Source organism: Vibrio sp. 1151_11 (assembly GCF_029478525.1).
Taxonomy (GTDB): Bacteria; Pseudomonadota; Gammaproteobacteria; order Enterobacterales; family Vibrionaceae; genus Vibrio; species Vibrio anguillarum.
In genome coordinates this window covers 13523-31483 of record NZ_SHMN01000026.1, presented here as the reverse complement: position 1 = coordinate 31483, position 17961 = coordinate 13523, and the positions used below count along the sequence as shown (strand labels likewise).

Here is a 17961-nt window from a genome sequence, read left to right as displayed (position 1 = left end):
GGGTGGTTTTAGTAATGATTGTTAATCAGGAGAGCTCACAAGAGAGGGCTGAGCTCAATGGGGTATTGGCCCGTTTTATTCAAGAGGGCGGCTCTATTGGTGACGAGCTTTGGTGGGCACATGTGCAATCGATCGGCATGCCTTATGTAATTGAAATAAATGGCGAATATGCAAAAGTGCTTTTTTTATGGCGTGGGTCGAAGCCGAGTGTGGCCGCAAATCAAGCGATCTACGTTGATATTAATGGTGTCACCGATCATCACAGTTTTTCGATGGCGAAGTTTACTCATGTCGATAATACCGATGTGTGGTTTTATATCGGTAGCGTCAAACAGAGTTGGCGAGGAGGGTACTCTTTTATTCCTGTCCCAGAAGCGTTAGTGCAGCCGAGTTACCAAGGTTCATACGATGCAATGCGCCACCAACATCGGCAATGGCTACGCTCCATTTTTCCACTGAGTTGCGCTGATCCACTGGCTCAAAATGATTTGTCAAAATGCGAGTGGGGGCGCGCGAAAACACCTTGTCATATGCCTAAAGCGCTTACGCAAACAGAGTGGCTCGGTTTCGATTCAGCGCAAGGTCAGTGCTTCAAAAGTGCTGATTCGACCTTTACTTGGCGCAGCACTTTGCTCGGTACATCGCGCGAGATTTGGCTTTATTCTACCGCGCAAAGACCCACCACTGAGCCGTTACCTTTGGTATTGATGCTCGATGGCCGTTTTTGGTCTCAATCGATGCCAGTTTATGAGGCTCTTTCACAGGCGACCCACAGTGGAAAGCTTCCAGCGGCGCTCTATGTGTTGATTGATGAAATTAGCGCTCAACAACGCAGTGATGATCTCAGTTGTAATCCGCTGTTTTGGCAAGCCGTGATGGAGGAGTTACTCCCCTCGATTAACGAGCGCGTCAGAGTAACCCGCGATGCAGACCAAACGGTGATCGTAGGCCAGAGTTTAGGAGGCTTAGCGGCAATGTACGCAGCATTACACTGGCCGCAGCGATTCGGTTCTGTGGTTTGTCAATCGGGTTCATTTTGGTGGCCCGATTTCTCGATCGTTAAACCCCCCAGTGAATATTGTCCACCGAAAAGCGACTCGCGATTAAGCAAAATGAGCCAAGAGGTACATCAAGGTTTAGGTGCCAATTCACGTCTTGCGCTTTTCCTCGAAGTGGGTAGCGGCGAAGACATCATGATCGATTTAAGTCGAGATCTATACCAACAATTGGCTTCACAACAGCATCGGATTCAATTTCGTCTGTTTGACGGCGGTCACGATCGACTCTGTTGGCGCGGCGGGATCATCGATGGCTTGTCATATGTTTTAGAACCTTATCTTTAATTTTCAGCGGTAGAGAGAAATATGTCAGAAAAATACACCAACCCTTTTGATGAATCTAAGCATCAATTTTTAGTGCTGATCAATTCGCATAATCAATACAGTTTATGGCCAGAATTCAAAGCTATTCCCGCTGGTTGGCAAGCCATCCTTGGACCGAGGTCAAAACAAGAGTGTTGCAACTACATTGAAGCTCAGTGGTTAGATATTCGAGCTTAAACCAAACGAGTTTTGACTCCTGCAATAGCGGCGCTGTTCATTCATGCTTGTTAAGCGGGGTAACAAAAAGGGACATAGACAATGACTTTTGTTAGGAATAAAGAGATGCACAACTCATCAGTGCAAGAGGATCAGTGGCCTCTTATCGGCACACAGCAAGGTATTTGGTTTGCCGAGCAGATGATGCCCAATCCAGAGCAATTTAATGTTGCCCACTACGTGGTGATTCAAGGTCAAATCGATATTGAGTTATTTTCAAACGCGGTAGCCATCGGCTTGCAAGGCGTTGATTCCCTCCACTGCCATTATCTAGAGAGCGATGGCAGCGTGAGGCAGCAGTTTTATCCAGCGGATGAAGAAGGGCAGTGGCTTGAAATTCTCGACTTTTCACAAGCCGCCTTGCCAGAAGAGTCGGCTCGGGAGTGGATGAAGCACGATCTTGCGCAGCGGTTGGACATTTCAGCAAGAAAGAGGCGTTTCCGACACTGTTTAATTGATGTTGGTTCAAGCAATGCACCGCAATGGTTTTGGTATCAACGTTACCATCATATTGACGTGGATGGGTTCAGCGTGAATGCCATCAGTCAATACATCTGCCAACTTTATAACCATTGGCGGATTGGCGCTGCGAAACCTCAAGAGTTCAGCGCTTTTAGTGATGTAATTCAAGAATATCAGCAATTTTTAGACTCGGCAGCGCGCCAGCAGGCGTATGACTTTTGGCAAACGCAAGCGGCTCATTTACCCAATGTTATTTCGCTCACCACAGGTAGCGCAGCCAATACATCATCGAGCACCATCACTCACACCGTGCCATTAATCGGTGGAGAGTGGTTAACTCGCTATAGTCCACAGTTGTTACCCGCCGAGCTTGCGATGGCGATGGTATTTGCTTATCTCCATTTACATTCTGGGCAAGAGCAAGTGTGTGTCGGTGTCCCCTTTATGCGCCGAATGGGCAATGCCGCCACTTGTGCCGCTGGTGCGGTAGTGAATGTACTGCCGGTGGCGCTGTCACTTCATCCACAAATGAGCATTATTGATGTGGCGCGAGAGATGAATAAAACCATCCGCCAAGTTCGTCGCCACCAGATGTATGACGCTGAGCAGATCCAACGCGATCTGGGATTAGTAGGCCAGCCGCTCTATGGCCCGATACTCAACTTTAAACCCTTTGAAGCTGCACTGAGTTTATCTGGCGTAGAGACTGAGACACATATCCTCTCGGCAGGTCCGATTGATGAGATTGAATTTTCGCCAGTGCTCGATGGTCAGACATTGAGTGTTAATATCACGGCCAACAGCACCAAATATAGCCAAGAGTCATTAGAACTTCATGCCGCTCGTTTGGTTGCGATGGTAGAGCAGATTGCCAACCATCCAACACAGCCACTTGATTTGGTAGAGTTAATCCCGCCGAGCGAGAAGCAGCAGATTACTTTGTGGTCGGTGGGGCCACAACATGAACATGAAACAGAGCAAACTGTGCTGGATGTATGGCAGCAGACGGTTGAGAGCAAGCCAAACGAAGATGCCTTGGTGTTTAAACAGCAGCGTTGGACATTTGATGCCTTCAATCACCTCATTGAAACTCGAGCGGATCAACTGATTACCGCGGGCTTGCGCCAAGGTGATATTGCCGGTGTCGCGTTACGACGTGGGCCTGAAAGCGTCGTGACTATGCTAGCGATTTTGCGAGCGGGTGCGATTTACCTGCCTATCGATCTTGATTATCCCATAGAACGTATTGAATCGATTGTTGAACAAGCACGCCCTTGGTGCTTAGTTGTGGAGGAGGATGAGCAAAACATGGCTTATTCATCGATAAGCTACGTCCCTAGGTTTATTGCTCTTCCTGAATTGGCTCGCATTCACACAGCGCCACAACTCAAACCGACGCTCAGTCACAGCGACGTGGCTTATATCATCTTTACTTCAGGTTCGACTGGCCACCCCAAAGGAGTCATGAACACACATGGAGCGCTGTTGAATTTACTGCGCTCTCATCAAGGTTCGATTTTTTCTGCGGCCATCAGAAAACTGGCGACACGTCGTCAGTTACCAGAACAAGCTATTACTGTTCGTGCGGCGCATACGACGTCATTCTCCTTCGATGCTTCTTGGGAGCAAGTACTCTGGATGCTGTCTGGCCATACTATGTATTTGTATGACGATGAACAACGGAAAGACGCCTACGAACTGGTTCAGTGTGTTGCTGAAGATAATATCGATGCTCTTGATTTACCGCCTTTACTGTTTGATCAAATGCTCGATAGTGGATTAATGACGAACGCTCACGTGCCGACGTTAGTTTTGATTGGTAGTGAAGCCATACCACAAAAGCTTTGGTCCCGTGTGAGTGAGTTTCCCGAACTGCTGGTGGAAAATTTTTATGGACCAACCGAATTTACGGTTGATGCGATCAGCGCTTCGCTTGATGCAGATGCATCGCCTGTCATTGGTCGACCGATTGCCGGTGCTTGTGTTTACGTGCTTGATGAAAATTTAGAGCCTGTCGCTATTGGTGAGGTGGGTGAGCTTTATTTATCGGGTGCGGGGTTAGCAAAGGGCTACCTCAACCAGCCAAGTATGACAGCAGAACGTTTTGTGGCGAACCCCTTTGCGTATGGCAAGATAATGTACCGCACTGGTGATTTGGTGAAGTGGCGAGACAATGGGCTACTGGATTTTGTTGGCAGGTGTGATCACCAAATCAAAATTCGCGGTTTTCGTATTGAATTGGGCGATGTAGAAAGTGCTATTAATGCGATTGATGGTGTTAATACGACGGTAGTCGTGGCAGAGCATGTTGGCGATACTCATCGTTTATTGGCTTACTGTACTTTGGAAAAAGGGGCTCAGAGTGAGTCAGTTCAACCCGCGTTCACAGAGCAAAGACTGCAAAGTCTTATCGCACAGGCGCTGCCTGACTATATGCAGCCAGCCAATGTGATGATCTTGGATGCTTTCTCTTTGAATGTGAATGGGAAAATCGATAGAAAAGCGCTCCCTAAGTACTCGGCAGGCACGCGTAGCGAACGCGTGGCCCCAATAAGCCAACCAGAGCAGCTGTTATGTGATGCGATCACCGAGCTACTCGGTGTCAGTGACGTAGGAATGTCAGATGACTTCTTTAACCTAGGCGGGGACAGTATTTCGGCAATGAGCCTTGGGACGCGATTGCGCACGGCGGGCTATGATCTACGACCCAAAGCTATTTTTGCAGCCCGTCAACTGGGTATGATGGCGAGCCAAATGGCGCCACTACAGCAACAACAGCGCGAGAAACAAGAAGGCATTATTCGGCCTCTGCCTATGTGGCAATGGTTTGAGGAGACATTTTCTAATACAACCAGTTATGTGCAAAGTGTGCTTGTTGAGGTGGAAAGCGAAACCCAATTAGCGCACTTGCAAGCCAGTTTAGTGCAACTGGTCGCCAACCATTCCGTATGTCGCTTGGTCCAAAAAGAGCAGCAATACCATATTGAGGCGCTGCAAAATCTTGATGTAAAAAACTGGGTAGAATCGGTTTCGGTTGAGAGGCTAGATGGCAACGTGTTGGACGGTCTGTTTAGCCAGCGCAGTCAGTCGATGTCAATATCATCGGGTCAGCTATTACGCTTGGTGATGATAACGGAGCGCAGTGGGCATAAAAGTCTCATGATCCTTGCTCACCATTTCCTTATCGATGGTGTCTCTTGGCGAATATTGCTTCCGCAGTTGCAGGCATTAACTCAAGCGCAAGTCGCAGGTGAAGTGGCGGTGATTTCTGAGGAGGTTACCGGTATCCATTGTTGGTCAAAAGCGCTGTATCAACATTTAGCGGTCGCTGCTGCGCAAATGCCATTTTGGCGAGCGCAGGCACAGCGTGCTGTTGCTCCCATCAAGGATCCTGTCGATAAAATACGCATGACGCATTGGCGTACGCCACTCTCTCATGCCGTTACGCAGCCGTTATTTGAATTACCCACACACCAGATGAATCTCGATATTGAAGAGATGCTATTAGCCGCGGTTACGGGGGCGATCGCAAGACTTTATGGGTGTGAAGAGATTAAAGTGAACGTCGAATCTCATGGCCGTGAAGAGTGTAAAGAGGGGATCGATCTCAATCAAACCCTAGGGTGGTTTACCACCGAATATCCGTTGATCATTAGCGTGCCAAAGCAGGGTGATTACCGCGAGCGGTTACGTGAAGTGAAGCAAAGTAAGCGCAGTGTGAAAGATAAAGGGCTAGGTTATATGGTGCTGCGCTATCTTGATAATCCGTATCGAGATGAGTTACGCACGTTGGCGAATACACGCCAACCGTCACTGCTGTTTAATTACCTTGGTCGTTTCCAAAGCAGCGATGGTCAGTGGTCACCACAGCAATATAGTGGGCAGTTTGCCGATACATTTGCTGTCACCTTAAACAGTGAACGGGCATTGCAGCATCCCTTAGAGCTAAATATTTTCGTCGAAGAATCGGTAACGCCGCGATTGGTGCTCAACTGGTCTTGGAATGCTCATCTGTTCAGCCAACAGGAAATGGTGTCGCTGAGCCAACAGATTGAAAGTGAGCTGCTCAAAATACAGCAAGCGCTACAAGTTGGCGATAGTGCTGAGTTGGACCTCTCTGTACCTGCTGACTATACCGAGCCGGGAATCACACTGCGACAAGCGAGCCTATTGCAACACCACTATGGCAAGTTAGCGGATGTACTGCCAGCATTGCCTTTGCAAGAAGGATTGCTGTTCCAATCTCAATTAGGGGATAAAAATAGCAGTTATAACTCCACCACGCGTCTTACTTTCCAAGGTCAACTGTCTGAGCATCGCGTGAGCGAAGCGCTTAATGCGGTGATTAGGCGTCATCCGCAGTTGCTCGCTCGATTTGATAGTTCGATATTGGGGCGCACCGTACAGGTGATGACGCAGGTTAACCCAAGCTGGCCACTGACACGTTATGACATAACAAATATGAGTGGTGATGAGCAAAGCGCGTTGATTGATCAGTTAGAGAAGCAAGAGCTAAGCCGCCAGTTTGACCTTAACGATCCTACCCACAGCTTATTGCAGGCCCAGTTGATTTTTCATGGTGATCAGCAAAGCACACTGCTCCTTTCGGCACATCATCTGGTGGTAGATGGCTGGTCAACGCCGATTTTATTGAATGACTTTCTCAGTGCATACGCCCAAGGGGTCTCGAATTTACCTCCGGTAACCGTCGGCTATGCTCATGTTGTGAGCCAGCTAACGCAGCGTGATAAAACCGTTGCGACCGAGCTTTGGCGCAAAGTATTAGCTGATGTCCAGCCGAGTATGGCTTTTGATGATATTCCGCTTAGCGAGGAAGTTAACGAGCATCAGTTATGGCTATCAAAGCATAAAACGGATCAGTTAAATCAGTGTTTACGACATCATGGCTTAACCATGAGCACCTTAATGCAAGGCCTTTGGGCGAGTATTCTCGCCAGCATGACGGGCCGCGAAGAGGTGGTTTTTGGTACGCCAATCTCTGGTCGGTTCAGCCGTATTGCCGGTATTGATGAACAGATAGGGTTATTCAGTAATACTGTGCCGGTGCGTGTGACACTGCAACCTCACCTTAGTTTGAGTGAACAATTAAAAGCGCACCAAGCGATCCAGATCCAATTACTGGAGCACGATGAACTTGGCTTGGGTGAGATCCAGCAACTGGTGGGCGGAAAAACACTCTTTGATACTTTGTTGGTGGTCGAAAACTATCCAGATCATAGCCGTTGGTACCAGCAAGACTTTAGCGGCGCGAAATTAATGGCTATCCACAATCGTGGCTATACCCATTATCCATTAACCATTCTCATCTTACCGGGGGAGCAACTGCATATCCTGTTTGAATATCGAGACCGAGTCGGCGTAGCAAAACAGATCGTACAACGATTTGAGCAAATGCTGGATGAGTTTATGGTTTCGAGTGATAAGCCTTTCGCTGAATGGGATCTGCGGTTAAGTGGCGAAATTGAATTGCAGCAACGCGTCAACCAGACCAAAACCGCCGTTGAACGCACGACACTGCGTGATTTGATGATCACGCAGCAACAACGTTCTCCACATCAGTTGGCTTTAATTGATAGTGAGCACCGTTTTACCTATCAAGCACTGGCTGAGCAGGTGGCCGCTATTGCCGATTTGCTGCTTCAGCAAGGTGTTAAGGCCGGGGATATTGTTGCTGTTGCCTTGCCACGCAGCGCAACCTTGAGCTTGGCGATCTACAGTATTATCGAATGTGGTGCGGCTTATTTACCGTTGGATGTTGGCTACCCGGATGAGCGCTTGGCCTACATGATCAATGATGCTAAGCCTGCACTGATCATCACTTGCTCTTCATTTACCTCACGTTTTGAAGGTTTAGCGGCGCTATTGTTGCTGGATAAGTTACCAGCCCCCGTGCGCGCAGAGCGGCAGAACCGCGCAGATGGGCTTACCCCCTCAAATGCGGCCTACTTGCTTTACACTTCGGGTTCAACGGGTAACCCCAAAGGGGTGTTGGTTTCTCATCAAGCGATTGTCAACCGATTGAAGTGGATGCAGCACCAATATCCTTTGAGCTCTGATGATGTGGTATTGCAAAAAACGCCGTGCAGTTTTGATGTCTCCGTGTGGGAGTTTTTCTGGCCCTTGCTGGAAGGGGCGAGTTTAGTGATGGCTCCGGCTGAAGCGCATAAAGACCCTGAATGGTTATTGCAAATAATTGACGATTATCACGTGACCACGATGCACTTTGTACCTTCAATGCTGGCTGCTTTCATGGCCTCAATTGAAGCAACTCACCCAACGGGTTTCACCGTAGCACCAAGCCTCAAGCAAGTATTTTGCTCAGGAGAAGCGCTTGCGAAAGAGCTCTGCCATCAGTACGCACGTAGAATTAATGCACCGCTGCATAACTTGTACGGCCCGACGGAAGCGGCGGTTGACGTGACTTACTATCCAGCTTACGGCGAGGCATTAAACGCAAGCGTTGGCCGTAGTGCACCGATTGGTTTACCGGTATGGAACACCCAAGTTTATGTGCTCGATAGCTTTTTAAGAGCGGTACCAATCGGTGTACCGGGCGAGCTCTATCTTGCTGGCGAGCAATTAGCCATCGGTTACTTTAATCGCAGTGCGTTAACGGCGGATCGGTTTATCGCCAATCCGTTTACTTGTGGCGAGCGAATGTACCGCACTGGTGATGTCGTACGTTGGTTAGCGTGTGGCTCGATTGAGTATTTAGGACGCAGTGATGATCAGATAAAAATTCGCGGGCAGCGTGTGGAACTGGGTGAAATTGAAAGCGCATTACAGGCACTTCCTGCGGTAAAACAAGCGGTGGTCTGTGCTCAGACGCTCTCTACCCATTCAAGTATGTTGGGCGCTGATGAACGGCAAATTATCGGTTACGTCATCGCGCATGATATGAGCGTAACGAATGGCGAGAAGCTACGCGCTGAACTTTCCGAACATTTACCAGCCCATATGGTTCCCGCGGCTATCGTGTTACTGGATCACTATCCGCTTAGCGCCAACGGCAAGCTAGATAAAAAAGCATTGCCGCGGCCAAATGACGTCGCAGCACGGGTAGGGCGCAAGGCTCATCCGGGCCTTGAAACACAATTGGTGACGCTATTTGCTCAAGTATTGGCTGTCGAAACACTGTTTGCTGATGATGACTTCTTTACGCTCGGCGGGCATTCACTGCTGGCGATGAAATTAGCGGCAGATATTCGAAGAGCGCTAAACCTACCTGTCACAGTTGGTCAAATCATGGTCAATCCTACGGTGGAGAAACTGGCGAGTTTGTTGCTGGATGAAGATGCTTTTAACGACCCCACCTTAGCTGGTTTTGGTGAAGTGCTGCCTATCCGTGCCGGAAGTGGCCCAGCACTTTTTTGCGTCAACTCTGCTTCTGGCTTTGCTTGGCAATACACAGGGCTACCTAAATATCTGACAGGACATTATCCCATTTATGGTTTGCAATCACCTCGGCCCGGCGGAGCGATGGCGACCAGTGAAACGATGGAAGAAGTGTGTGATCGTTTATTACCCGTCTTAAGAGAGGTACAGCCATTTGGACCTTACCATCTATTAGGCTATTCATTTGGCGGAATTGTGGCACAAAAATTGGCCGCGAAGCTTCAACAGCAGGGTGAAGAGGTGCACTTTTTAGGGTTATTGGATACCTATCCACCGGAAGGTCAGAGCTGGGATGGCCCGATGGATGAAGAAGAGCAGTACGAAATTGAGCGTGAAAAAGAGCAGTTTCTGGCCATCAATGAGCTAACCGATATTGAATTAGATGAGCAACGTTTGGCGATGTTCAATGAGATTACCGCTAACTATGAAGATGCGGTACGTCTACTTGCACAGGCACAAACGTCTGATTATCAAGGTCCGGCCCACCTTTTCGTGGCGCAACGTACGGTGCCAGATGGTTATGATATTGATGCTCATTGGCAATCTTTTGTCGGCCAGTTGATTAAACATCAGTTTGATTGTTCACATGAAGATATTTTGGCCCCAGAAAATGTACGCCAGATTGGCGAATGTTTAAATACGCTGCTGGAGTCGAAGGCTGCACTGAAAAAATAACAAAAACCACCATCGACGAAACCAGTGCGTATCAAGGCTGGTTTCGTCTTAATCTTCGCGATGTTTTGAAAGCATTACATTCTGGTTTGAATAGATAATAGTATGAATATAAAGAATATATTTTTAGATTTTAGCCTACTGAAAAACAACCCACATTTCCGAATGGTCTTTATGGCCCGCATGATGTCAGTGCTTGCTCTTGGCATGATGACGGTCGCAGTGCCGATACAGATACATCAAATGACCGGTTCGACCTTGCAGGTAGGTCTTATCATGGCATTGGATGGTATCGGGATGTTTGTTGGCCTGCTGCTAGGAGGCGTATTGGCCGATAAGTACGATCGCCGTCGATTGATTTTGTTCGCACGCGCGACCTGTGGTATTGGGTTTGCTGCATTAGCATTCAATAGCATAGTCGCGCAATCCTCCTTAGCGGCTCTCTATATCCTCTCGGTGTGGGATGGTTTTTTTGGCGCTATGGGTATGACGGCCTTGATGGCTGCTTTACCGACCATTGTTGGGCGACAAAAATTACCTGAAGCTGCCGCATTGAGCATGTTAACGGTTCGATTAGGTATGGTTCTCTCACCAGCGATTGGCGGCTTACTGATCACTGTCGGTGATGTCAGTTGGAACTATATTGCGGCTTCTGTTGGAACGCTTTGTACGCTGATCCCACTGTTTAGATTACCTTCGATGAAACCGCAACATCATTCGCCAGAGAATCCATTTCAATCACTGTATGAAGGTGTTCAATTTCTATTTTCAAACAAAGTGGTTGGCTGTGTGGTGCTGTTTGGCACACTCGAAACATTAGCAACTGCGATTAGAGTGATGTTCCCTGCGTTAGCTTTAGTCTCATTTCAGGGCACCGCCGCTAACGCAGGTGTGATGTATTCGGCCATTCCGTTGGGGGCGATGTGTGGCGCACTGACTTCAGGTTGGGTAAAACAGTCGCAAAAGCCAGGAATGGTCTTAATCTACGCGACGTTAGGTTCATTTTTAGCGATTGTGGCTATGGGGCTTGTGAATAATTTTTGGTGGTTTGCTCTCATCTTAGTTGGCTATGGTTATTTGGGTTCGGTCGCTTCTCTGATTCAATATTCGATCGTACAAGGACACACTCCAGATCACCTGTTAGGCCGCGTAAGTAGCTTATGGACGGCGCAAGATGTATCGGGAGACTCGATTGGAGCACTCGGTTTAGGGGCGTTGGGTAAAGTGCTAGCACCAACGATGTCGATCCTCACTTTTGGTTTAGGTGCAACGGGAATTGGTGCGTTGATGGTGATGGCATTTCGCTCATTACGCCAAGCGACTCTGTTTGATCCAGCGCTTATCGTTAACACAAGCTCAGAACCTAACGTCTCCTCAGATGAGGTCACTTCCCAACCTGCGGCGCAAACGATGAATTAGCTATTCGTTTTGCGGTGGGCTCTTGTTGCGTTGCCGTGAGTCGAGAGCGACATGTTACGCACATAATTGAGAATTAATCTCATTAACAATTGATTTTTATGCGTAGACTGCTTTAGTATTAATGAAATGATAATTGTTACCATTTAGGTGGCAGTTGTCGACGAATACGAGCCTCTTATTTCTGAAGTCGTTATTGGCTTTAAGGCATCACGAACGAGAAAAGCCTCTTTTAACAAGGATTACATTTATGGCGATTCCCAAAATAGCCAGCTACTCCATTCCGTTGGCTGAAACATTTCCGAAAAACAAAGTTCATTGGCATGTCCAAGCGGATAGAGCGGTACTGCTCATTCACGATATGCAAAAGTACTTTATCAACTTTTTTGATCATTCTCAGGCACCCGTTCCTGAGTTATTAGCGAATATTTCAGAGCTGAAATCACTGGCTCGTCAGGCAAATATCCCCGTGGTGTACACAGCACAACCTCCTAACCAAGACCCAGTAGAGAGAGCGCTGCTGACTGATTTTTGGGGAACAGGGCTGACAAAAGATACTGAGATTGTGTCTGAGCTTTCACCTGAAGACGGGGATATCCAATACACCAAATGGCGTTATAGCGCGTTTAAGAAAACGCCGCTGTTGGAGTGGATGAAAGAGACACAGCGTGACCAGTTGATCATTGTGGGTGTCTATGCACATATAGGTATCTTATCTACGGCGTTAGATGCCTTTATGTTGGATATACAGCCTTTTGTGGTCGGTGATGCTGTGGCTGACTTCTCTTTGGAAGATCATCATCATACGTTGAAATACATCACAGAGCGTGTTGGCTGCGTGACTTCGCTTGAGGCACTAAAACCACAAATGATCCACAGACAAGAAACCAGATTATTGAGCCTTGAACAGATGCGTCAGCAAGTGGCTGAGCTATTGGATCTCGATTTAGATGAAGTGGATTTGGATGAGAAGCTCACTTTTCTTGGCTTAGATTCTATCCGCGCGGTTACCTTATTTGAATCATGGCGCAAGATGGGCATAGAGTGCGCCTTTTCAGAGATGATTAAATATTCAACTTTAAGAGAGTGGTGGCATGTGATGGAGCCTAGTGTTGTTGCTCAGTCGTCACATCAAGTCACGGACACGCGTTCCACTGAAGAGCAACCGGTTTGAGTATACTGGGCGACTAGACTAGCGAAAGAGAACGCATCGCCTAGTAAAAGCCGATATCGACGATATCGGCTTTTCCATCTTCACGTTATTTTGAGCGCCTGTATTGCCATGATTAGTGAGAGTATTGCGTTCTTAACCATTTTTTGTTGACTTTGCCCACAGGGGTTTTGGGTAATTCATCGACGAAATGAATGTGATCAGGGATCTTAAATTCTGCTAATCCTTGAGCGTGTAAAAATCGTTTCAGAGTAATGGATTTGAGCGTTTTACCGTTATCTGGAACGACAATGGCGCAACTGCGTTCACCAAGAAACTCATCAGCAATAGCAACCAAAGCCACATCATGAACATCCTGATGTTGAAGTAGCAGGTTTTCAACCTCTTCGGCTGCGATTTTTTCACCACCACGATTAATCTGATCTTTCTCTCGTCCCGTGACGATAATATTGCCCTCAGCCGTCCTACGCACTCTGTCACCTGTGATATAGAAGCCTTGGTCGGTGAATGAGCACTGGTTATGTTCTGGAGCTCGGTAATAACCTCGAATCGTATAAGGGCCTCTGGTCATGAGTAAGCCTTCCTCACCCATAGCGGCGGGCTCACCCTCATCGTTGATTATCATCACTTCATCATCAGCTGAAATTGGACGTCCTTGAGTAGTAACAATCACGCTGAGTGGGTCATCAAGTCGTGTGTAATTAACCAACCCTTCAGCCATTCCAAACACTTGCTGTAATTGACAGTGGAGAATCGTCGGTAAGCGCATTGCTGCGGCCTCACTAAACTTCGCCCCGCCGACTTGTACCAGAGTGAGGCTCGCGATGTTTTCTGTAGCGGACTCGGCGTATTTCATCCACAGTAGCGCTAACGGCGGCACTAGTGCTGCGACAGTAATGTGGTGCTTCTCAATTAAACGGAAAGCGGTGTGCGGTGTGGTATCGGAAGCGAGCACGACACAACCGCCGGCGTAAAAGACGCCCAGTGCACCGGGCGAGCTGAGTGGAAAGTTATGCGCAACGGGAAGAACACACAAATACCTCGTTTGTGGGCCAAACTGACAAATTTGAATGCTACCAAGTACGCTATAAGCGTAGTCATTGTGCGTACGAGGGATCAATTTGGGAGTACCGGTCGTTCCGCCGGAAAGCTGAAAAAAAGCCACTTGATCAGCAAAGACCGAATCAGTAATAGGATCGTCTTCCCCGCAGTGGTAAAGCGTATCTAATTCCTGAATTTGCTCGTGTGAGGATTGACCGCAAACAATGGTATGCAAGAGAGAAGGGCAACTACTTCGTAGTTTCTGAGCGGTTTGCTGCGCGTCAAAGCCCACGATATCGTCTGAAAAAATATAGGCTTTGGCCTGAGTATGTTGGCAAAAATAGCTCAGCTCTAGATAGCGGTGCGCTGGCAGAGCAAGGACAGGTTTAATGCCTCGCATGGTCAAGGCAAAAAAGCAGAGATAGAATTCAGCACGATTGGCCATTTGTAGTACGACATTATCACCCCGCTGCAAACCTAGGGAGCTCAAGCCAGCCGCAAGGCTTATCATTTTCTGATATAAATTTTGATAGCTGTATTGGCCGAACTCATCAATCAGTGCGATGGCGTCAGGGCTTTTTTTGACGGAATCACTGAAATAATCAAATAAGGTTCTTTGTTGCCAGTAGCCTTGTTCACGATAGCGCTGGCTGAATTGCTCAGGCCAAGGGGTAAAATCGGTCGGGTTAAGATTATTCATGACCACTCCTTAGGCGGTAAGTAATTCATCAATTTCAATACCAGCGGCTTTCAAAATGGTGCTCATTTTTGCCCCTGTTTCATCGAGTTCACTCTGCGGTGAGGATTCATTCACAATGCCAGCTCCAGCGAACACACTCATCTCATTTTGGCTCACTTCAGCGCAGCGTATCGTGACAACCCACTCGCCATTCCCCCTAGCATCGCACCAACCGATCATGCCAGTGAAGTAGCCGCGGTCGAAGGTTTCGATCTGCTTAATCGCTTGATAAGCCGATAATCTTGGATAACCACACACCGCGGGTGTTGGGTGTAACTCTGCTGCAATGCGCAGCGAGTTAATCATCGGATCATCGGCTTGCCCTTCAAGCACTGTTGATAAATGCAGCATCGTTTCGGTTTCAATCACTGATGGAACCATAGGGGTAAATAAGTTATGGCAGTAGCGGCTGAGTACTTTCTCGACTTCCTCGACGACGAAGGCATGTTCATTCAGATCTTTTTGCGTATCAAGTAATGAAGCGGAGCGCTGTTGGTTTTGCACCGCATTGTTTGATTTAGGCCGCGAGCCCGCTAGGGGGTTAGAAACGATAAACCCGCCTTTCTTCGCCAACAACAACTCGGGACTGGCGCCCATTAACTTGGCGTTAGGGCCAATTTCAGTAGAAAAAGTGTAGCCATTGCGATTGATGGACAACAGATTACGCAATAAACGAGTTTGATCGATGTGTTGCGGAGTCGAGAGTTTCACTAAACGTGATAGCACCACTTTTGATAGTTCGGTGGTATTAAACAGCTCAAGTAAGGTTGTGACTCCTTGTTTGTAGTCGTTGCCTGTTGGCGGTGAAACAATGGTCGCTTTGTGGCTCTGCTGCTCCTCTTTTTCACTGGCCCGCGGGCTACCAGAAACATAGAGCTTTTCTGGAATAAAGAAACGCGTCGCCGTCTCTTCATTAAAAGGAATCGTCGCAAATAAAATAGGATTATCGTACTCATCTGTTTTTGCTGCTTCTAGCATCTTTGTTGCTTGATCCGCCAGCTCGCAGAATGGGATCGCCTGATTGAACTGATGAGCAATTCCCACGCCAAGCATGGTGTTGTGAGGCGAAGCAAAAAAGAAGGGAGATTCTTTTAAGTGCTCATCCAATAGCTGATTAGCCATTTTTGAAAACCCAATAACTTCACGTTTCATCACCAAAACTCCATTAATAACGTGTTACGCCTAATTGCTTATTATTTTACAAACCACTAAAGTACGCAGATTATATATGATAATAATTATCAATAACAAATGATAATTAATGTTATTAACTGAGGGTGAGATTCGGTTATGGCTATGGTTTAGTGTGGATTTAACGGAGTAAAGTTAGGAAAATGATGAAATTAGACGAAACGGTTTTATTGACTGGAGCCGGACAGGGGATTGGTTATGCGGTATTGGAATCTTTACTGGCGAGCGGTTATCGAGTTGTAGCGACGGATAGAAATCACCACCAATTAACTCAGCAATTAGCGAGTTTGAACGCGCGCTATACTGAGCAGCTTCATTGCTATGAGCTTGATTTACAGCATCATGACGACGTAAAAAAAAGGGTACAAGAACTGAATGAGCGCTATCAGTTTGATCATTTCATCAGCTGCGCTGGCATATTGCACCTTGGTTCAATAACCGAATTATCGATGTCAGAGATCAAAGCGATGTTTGATGTCAATACGTTTGGCACCTTAGCCGCTTTGCAAGGGGTTACGATAGGAATGAAAGTGCGCCAGCGTGGCAATGTTATTGTGATTGGCTCTAATTCAGCGAATACGCCTCGGCTCAATATTGGAGCATATGCGGCATCTAAATCGGCTTTGCATATGTTGGTCAAGTGCGCAGCTCTTGAGCTTGCAAACGATGGAATTCGATGCAATATCGTTAGCCCAGGCTCAACACGCACCGAAATGCAAACGCAGTTATGGAACAGCGAATATGGTGAAAGAGAAGTGATAAAAGGTAATCTTGAACAGTACCGTTTGGGGATACCCCTTGGCAAAATGGCGGAGCCCGAAGACATTGCTGGGGTTGTTATGTTTTTGATGTCCAATGCAGCAAGTCAAATCACCATGCATGATTTGAGAGTGGATGGCGGCGCTACGCTCGATAATTAGGTGAAGGCCGCTGACGGTAGGCAAGGTGAAGCAAGTAGGAGCTTCACCTTAGTGGTCGTTTACACTGGAGCGGGCTGACAATATTGCTGCTGTTGAAGTGTTGCGACCGCATCATCGAGCGTATTTAAAAAGCACATTGTATCCTCCCAACTTAAGCACTCATCAGTGATGGATTGGCCGTAGCAGAGCGGGCCTTTATCCAAAGCTTGGCTACCGCCTTGCAAAAAGCTTTCGCACATTACCCCCGCAATGTAGCGCTCTCCAGACAGCAGTTGCTGGGCTATGTTGTTTATTACATCCAATTGATTCTTAGCGATTTTTCCACTATTGCCGTGGCTGCAGTCAACCACTAGCCTACTACTGAGTTGGCTATGGTGTAATTGATAAGCCGCACTTTTAACACTGTGACTTGCATAGTTTGGCGTGACACCACCACGTAAAATAATATGGCAATATGGATTACCTTGAGTTTGCACCGCTACCGGTTGTCCATTCTCACCCGCCATAATCAACAGATGTGAATCGTTAGCGGCATGAATCGCATCGATTGCAATGGTCGTATTGCCGTCAGTACCATTTTTAAAACCAATAGGGCAGTGCAATGCTGACGCGAGTTGGCGATGCGGTTGTGATTCAGTGGTTCTTGCGCCAACCGCACCCCAACAAATAAGGTCCGCGATATACGGAGCGATATGCGTATCTAAAAACTCAGTCGCTGTTGGTACACCTAGTGCTAAGACTGACTTGAGTAATTCACGGCTAGAGCTGAGCCCTTTGAGTAAGTTAAATTGACCGTTGAGATCAGGGTCAACCATGTATCCTTTCCAGCCAGTCCGCGTTCTCGGTTTTTCAAAATAGGTTCGCATCACCAACTTGAGAGTGCTGCTGAACTGTTTTTGTGCCTTTGCGAGTCTGTGTGCATAGTCAATTGCAGCCTCAGGGTCGTGGATTGAACATGGCCCAATAATCACCAACATCCTTGAGTCACGACCCGCCAAGATATTTTGAATATCTTGGCGGTGTTGGTGAACGGCCATTGATCGTTGATTATTGGTTTCTGATGATTGGTCTAGAAGGTAGAGATTGGGTAAAGGAGTGATTGATGAAGCGTTCATCACATTATGTAGAGATTTCATGAGCACTATCCGCATAAACATTACGACGTAATGATAATTATTATCATTAATTATTTCCGATAGTGTGAAACATTTGTACAATTGTCAATATGTAAACAGATTTAAATCAAAATGGAGGAACGCGTTTAAAATGAAGTAGTAGCAATGATCAATGACTATTATGTTTATGATGATTGTGCTTTTTTATGCCCATTTGGCT

General features: G+C 47.3%; 9 protein-coding genes. 6 read left to right on the top strand and 3 right to left on the bottom strand.

What is annotated here, in order from left to right:
- Nucleotides 1–2 precede the first annotated feature (2 nt).
- The 5 genes from vabH (at nt 3) to EXZ60_RS15930 (ending at nt 12738) form a co-directional block, all read left to right on the top strand.
- On the top strand, nt 3–1343 hold the full coding sequence (vabH, locus tag EXZ60_RS15950; protein ID WP_277435949.1) for a vanchrobactin esterase VabH: 1341 nt from the start codon (nt 3–5) through the stop codon (nt 1341–1343).
- Nucleotides 1344–1364: 21 nt separating this feature from the next.
- On the top strand, nt 1365–1559 hold the full coding sequence (locus tag EXZ60_RS15945; RefSeq protein ID WP_013857274.1) for an MbtH family protein: 195 nt from the start codon (nt 1365–1367) through the stop codon (nt 1557–1559).
- 105 nt (nt 1560–1664) lie between these two features.
- Nucleotides 1665–10151 (top strand): vanchrobactin non-ribosomal peptide synthetase VabF, encoded by an 8487-nt coding sequence (gene vabF / locus EXZ60_RS15940; RefSeq protein WP_277435954.1) that lies wholly within the window; start codon nt 1665–1667, stop codon nt 10149–10151.
- A gap of 102 nt (nt 10152–10253) precedes the next feature.
- The gene (gene vabS, locus EXZ60_RS15935) at nt 10254–11567 is read left to right on the top strand and encodes a vanchrobactin export MFS transporter VabS (RefSeq protein ID WP_277435948.1); all 1314 of its coding nucleotides are present in this window, start codon (nt 10254–10256) and stop codon (nt 11565–11567) included.
- 247 nt (nt 11568–11814) lie between these two features.
- Nucleotides 11815–12738, top strand: coding sequence for an isochorismatase (locus tag EXZ60_RS15930; RefSeq protein WP_277435947.1), 924 nt, complete (start codon nt 11815–11817; stop codon nt 12736–12738).
- A gap of 112 nt (nt 12739–12850) precedes the next feature.
- On the opposite strand, the gene vabE is transcribed toward EXZ60_RS15930, so the two are convergent.
- Together vabE and EXZ60_RS15920 are read right to left on the bottom strand one after the other, a co-directional pair.
- A complete protein-coding gene (gene vabE, locus EXZ60_RS15925) occupies nt 12851–14482 on the bottom strand; it encodes a 2,3-dihydroxybenzoate-AMP ligase VabE (RefSeq protein WP_277435946.1) in 1632 nt (543 codons plus the stop codon).
- Nucleotides 14483–14485: 3 nt separating this feature from the next.
- On the bottom strand, nt 14486–15673 hold the full coding sequence (locus EXZ60_RS15920; protein WP_019281787.1) for an isochorismate synthase: 1188 nt from the start codon (nt 15671–15673) through the stop codon (nt 14486–14488).
- 176 nt (nt 15674–15849) lie between these two features.
- Here EXZ60_RS15920 and EXZ60_RS15915 point away from each other — a divergent pair, with 176 nt between their 5' ends.
- Nucleotides 15850–16626, top strand: a complete 777-nt coding sequence (locus EXZ60_RS15915; RefSeq protein WP_069212073.1) for a 2,3-dihydro-2,3-dihydroxybenzoate dehydrogenase — start codon at nt 15850–15852, stop codon at nt 16624–16626.
- Nucleotides 16627–16685: 59 nt separating this feature from the next.
- On the opposite strand, the gene EXZ60_RS15910 is transcribed toward EXZ60_RS15915, so the two are convergent.
- Nucleotides 16686–17762, bottom strand: coding sequence for a 3-deoxy-7-phosphoheptulonate synthase (locus EXZ60_RS15910; protein WP_019281786.1), 1077 nt, complete (start codon nt 17760–17762; stop codon nt 16686–16688).
- Between the last annotated feature and the right edge of the window lie 199 nt (nt 17763–17961).